The sequence below is a fragment of the Oleiphilus sp. HI0067 genome (assembly GCF_001635735.1).
Genome location: NZ_LWFI01001471.1, coordinates 1 through 874, shown reverse-complemented (window position 1 = coordinate 874; position 874 = coordinate 1). Strand labels below are relative to the sequence as shown.

Below are 874 nucleotides of genomic sequence, written 5' to 3'. Positions count from 1 at the left end.
TTAAGTCCCTGAAATGCGATCGTAGCTTTCTGGCGTTCTGCGTCTTTGCGTTGACGGAAGGAGCCAGTTTGAAGCATGTACTGATATTCCTCCTGCACTCCTTTTTCTTTAAAGGTGTAAGCGGTTACTGCATCAGTTTCGACTTCGCTATTAGGAAGCATGTCATAAAACTGGAAGCGAGCTTCGGGCTTTTCAGTTTTTGTCGGCTCGACCTGCTTTGCTTGGCTTGGTTTTGTTGGTGTTGTAGGGTCTAGCGTGCGATCCGCCGGAAGTTGCGCAAGTTTGTACAGACCATAGACAAAACCGCCAAGAATGGCGGTAATGAGTGCGATGTGGAAAAACTTACTCTTGCCCGAGTTTGAGGGGGCTGGAGGCGCTGCTTTTGGAGCAGCAGCGCTCTTTTTTGCCGTTTTCTTTTTCGGTTTGCTTTTCGAGCTTGTTTTTGTTGTTGATGGTTTAGCGTAATCGCGTGTCATTCCATGAATCTCGTGTCTACTTACATACTGTCTGGCGCGCTAACACCTAGCAGATTCAGACCATTGCTCAGAACCTGTTGCACAGCAAGGCTCAAGGTGATGCGCGCATCACGTACATTATGATCTTCAACAAGCATCTTGTTCGCGTTGTAGTAAGTGTGGAATTCACTAGCTAGGTCACGTAGATAATGCGTCATAGTATGCGGCTCAAACTGCTCAGCAGAATTAATAAGCGTTTGCGGATATTGCGCCAAACGTTTTGCCAATTCAGTTTCAGCTTCGATGGCATTGCTAGTTAGTTGACTTAAACCATTTGCTTGATCAACGAGTGCGCCTTCTTCTTCCAGTTTGCGCAGCATACTTGCAATACGTGCATGTGCGTATTGGATGTAATACAC

The 874-nt window shown here is 46.5% G+C and carries 2 protein-coding genes; both read right to left on the bottom strand.

Annotation, left to right across the window (positions count from 1 at the left end; genetic code table 11):
- Nucleotides 1–476 (bottom strand): SPOR domain-containing protein (locus A3739_RS23920; protein ID WP_068503089.1); only part of this gene is annotated, 476 nt, incomplete at its 3' end.
- 20 nt (nt 477–496) lie between these two features.
- Nucleotides 497–874, bottom strand: a 378-nt coding sequence (locus tag A3739_RS23915; RefSeq protein ID WP_255376795.1) for a DALR anticodon-binding domain-containing protein, incomplete at its 5' end; no start/stop codon positions are given.